Annotated in this window: 4 protein-coding genes, 1 tRNA gene and 1 pseudogene; 2 read left to right on the top strand and 4 right to left on the bottom strand. The window is 66.4% G+C overall.

The annotated features are described in order from the left end of the window. A pseudogene (locus VFL64_RS04550) lies at positions 1 to 433 on the bottom strand (hypothetical protein); the annotation flags it as partial. 98 nt (positions 434 to 531) lie between these two features. On the opposite strand from VFL64_RS04550, the gene hmgA reads away from it, so the two are divergent. Beyond that, positions 532 to 1,821 carry a homogentisate 1,2-dioxygenase gene (hmgA, locus tag VFL64_RS04545; RefSeq protein ID WP_489539196.1) on the top strand — a complete coding sequence of 430 codons (1,290 nt, stop codon included), beginning with the start codon at positions 532 to 534 and terminating at the stop codon, positions 1,819 to 1,821. An 87-nt stretch (positions 1,822 to 1,908) separates the two neighbouring features. Further along, complete coding sequence (locus VFL64_RS04540) at positions 1,909 to 2,181, top strand: hypothetical protein (protein ID WP_489539195.1); 273 nt, start codon at positions 1,909 to 1,911, stop codon at positions 2,179 to 2,181. Between the two features lie 7 nt (positions 2,182 to 2,188). Here the strand turns inward: VFL64_RS04540 and VFL64_RS04535 are convergent, their stop codons facing one another. The 3 genes from VFL64_RS04535 to VFL64_RS04525 form a co-directional block, all read right to left on the bottom strand. Next, positions 2,189 to 2,599, bottom strand: coding sequence for a VanZ family protein (locus VFL64_RS04535; protein WP_489539194.1), 411 nt, complete (start codon positions 2,597 to 2,599; stop codon positions 2,189 to 2,191). An 85-nt stretch (positions 2,600 to 2,684) separates the two neighbouring features. After that, a tRNA-Thr gene (locus VFL64_RS04530) sits at positions 2,685 to 2,760 on the bottom strand. Between the two features lie 30 nt (positions 2,761 to 2,790). Continuing rightward, positions 2,791 to 3,135 (bottom strand): histidine phosphatase family protein (locus VFL64_RS04525; protein ID WP_489539193.1); only part of this gene is annotated, 345 nt, incomplete at its 5' end.

Below are 3,135 nucleotides of genomic sequence, written 5' to 3'. Positions count from 1 at the left end.
TCCATTCGAGGCCGTAGCCCGGCTGGATGCCCGAGCCGGCCAGCTGGTTCCACAAGGTCGTGGGGTACATGAAGCTGAAGCGGTCTTTCGAGCTGACCAGCAGGGCATTGAAGTACTGGTTCAGCGAATAGGGCACCGAGGCGTTGTTGAACTGTGCCTCGGCCGTGTTCACGCTCGGCACCTCGTCGTACCAGAGGTAGGCCTCGTCGAGGTAGGTGCGGATCCAGCGCCGCTCGATGTCGAGGCTGCCGACGCGGCGCGCCGAGGGCGCATAGCCGTTGCCCGGCGCGCACTGCTGGGCGTAGTAGGCCGAGTCGGTGGGAGTGGGTGGGGTGGACGGGGAGCCGCCGCCTCCGCCTCCGCCACAGCCCGCCAGAGCCAGTACGGTCATCAGCAACAGGGCAGGTCGGGAGGTGGCGGCTCGCTGGGTCATCTGGATCTTCTCTGGCGAAGGATGGCGCCGACTGTAGCCGCGGATGGCCAAGGCTCCCGCGATATGCTGTGGCCCCCCACAAGGAGACACCGCCCGCCATGAACGCACCTCGTTCCTACCAATCGGGTTTCGGCAATGAATTCGCCAGCGAGGCCGTGGCCGGCGTGCTGCCCGTCGGGCGCAACAGCCCGCAGAGGGTGGCGCACGGTCTGTTCGCCGAGTTGCTGAGCGGCACGGCCTTCACCGCACCACGCGCCAACAACCTGCGCAGCTGGCTGTACCGGCGCCAGCCCTCGGTCGTGGTCGGCGGCTACGAACCCCTGGCGCATGCTTTCCTGAAGACCGGCGCACGCGACGGCATGGCCGCGCCGCCCAACCCCATGCGCTGGCGCCCGGTGCCCATCCCGTCACAGTCCACCGACTTCGTGGAAGGCTTGCGCACCGTGGTCGTCAATGGCGACATCGAGGCGCAGACCGGCATCGCGGTGCACGTCTACCTGGCCAACCGCAGCATGACCGACTGCGCCTTCGTCAACGCCGATGGCGAGATGCTGCTGGTTCCGCAGGAGGGTGCGTTGACGATCACCACCGAATTCGGCGTGCTCGACGTGGCGCCGGGCGAGATCGCCGTGCTGCCCCGCGGCATGGTCTTCAAGGTGGCGGTGGAGGGACCGTCGCGCGGCTACGTCTGCGAGAACCACGGCGCGGCCTTCCGTTTGCCCGAACTCGGGCCGATCGGCAGCAACGGCCTGGCCAATCCGCGTGACTTTCTCGTACCGGTGGCGGCCGTGGAAGAGGGCGCCGGCGCCTACCGCATCGTCAAGAAGTACGGCGGGTCGCTCTGGGTGGCGCAGGCCGCATCCACGCCCTTCAACGTGGCGGCCTGGCACGGCAACCTCGCACCGTGCAAGTACGACACGGCTCGCTTCATGACCATCGGCTCGATCAGCTTCGACCACCCCGATCCCTCGATCTTCACCGTGCTCACCTCGCCCAGCGACACGCCGGGCACGGCGAACTGCGACTTCGTGATCTTCCCGCCGCGCTGGCTGGTGGCCGAAGACACCTTCCGCCCGCCCTGGTACCACCGCAACGTGATGAGCGAGTTCATGGGCCTGGTGCATGGCCGCTACGACGCCAAGGAAGAGGGCTTCGTACCCGGCGGGATGAGCCTGCACAACAGTTTCGTGCCGCACGGCCCCGACGCCGATGCCTTCGAGAAGGCCAGTGCGGCGCCGATGGCGCCGCAGAAGCTCGCCGACACCCTGGCCTTCATGTTCGAGAGCCGCTACCGCTTCCTGCCGACCGAATTTGCATTCAGTAGCGGTTTGTTGGATGCGGACTACGCCCAGTGCTGGTCCGGCCTCGGAAGTACGCGTCGAGTGTGAACTGGGGCGCAAATCGCCCGTTGATGCGCGTCAAGCTGAGCGGGAATGCGACGAAGAATAGGGAACTGATTGTTCCTGGAGACTTGCATGTCCTCAGCTTCTTCCACCATGAACGCCTCGATGCTGCGCGAGTGCCTGATGGCACCCCAGCCCATGCCGCGTTTCACCGCCTTGCACGCCATCGAAGAAGAGGTGGCGCTGGAGCCCGGCGCGAGCCCCGCGCGCGTGGCGCTGGCCCATGCCGCCGCCCGTTTCATCGAGCGCGGCATTCCCTACTACTCGGCTCAAGACCCGCACTACCGTGCCTGGGTCAGCAAGGCCGTCTCCTACTGGGAGCGGCTGCACCACCGCAGCCAGTAAGCAGCGCTTACCTGCCCGGTGGCGGCAGCGCACGCCGGGCCCAGGCCAGCGCGATCAGCGCCAGGCCCAACCCGATGGCCATGCCCGTAGCATCGGCCAGCAGATCGAACCAGTCGCAGCTGCGGCCCGGTACGAAGTACTGCACGATCTCGATCAGACCGCCCAGGGCCAGCAAAGCCAGCAGCACGCGCAGCACCAGGCCGCGCGAACCCGGAAAGCCGAAGCAGCCCGCCACCGTGAGGGCGGCGAACGCCGAGGCGTGGTTCAGCTTGTCCCAGCCCAGGTCAACATTCTTTGGCGGCATGGGCACGAGTGCGAGGTAGCACACCACGCACACCAGCACGAACAGCAGGCCGCGCCAGGGCAGGCGGGCGTGGATGACGCCGGCGATCAGGCGCGCCAGCGGGTTTGTCGACATCGAGATTGCCATGAGGTTTGCTGTCCAGATACCAAAAAGCCAACGAACCGCATCATGCGAGTCGTTGGCTTCAGGCGTTTGACAGTGGTGCCGGTGAAAGGAGTCGAACCCTCGACCTTCGCATTACGAATGCGCTGCTCTACCAACTGAGCTACACCGGCAGGTGAAGCGCGAGATTATAGCGGCTCGTGTCAGGTGTACGTGACCCAGGGCGCGTGATCCGGGTGATCCAGGTGCGGCAAGGTGTTGTAAGTCACGAGCATGTGCCGCTTGGGCGTGAAGGCCAGCTCGGTGACCGAGCTGTTGCGGATGCGCAGGTTGAGTTCGATGGTGGTTTCGGGCGAGGTGCCCAGCACGTGGCCGACGATGGTCGAGATCGGCCCGCCGCTGGAGACGATCAGCACGTTCTTGCCGTGGAGGTTGGCCCGCACGTGGTCGAGCGCGCCTGTGATGCCGGCCACGAAGTCGGCGTAGCTCGGCATGCCTTCGGGCTGCACCTGGCCCGACATCCACGCCACCAGCCCGTCGCGCAGCAG

The organism is Rhizobacter sp., from assembly GCF_035702065.1.
GTDB lineage: Bacteria > Pseudomonadota > Gammaproteobacteria > Burkholderiales > Burkholderiaceae_C > Rhizobacter.
The sequence above is the reverse complement of the archived record's forward strand: the minus strand, read 5'-3'. Positions and strand labels throughout refer to the sequence as shown.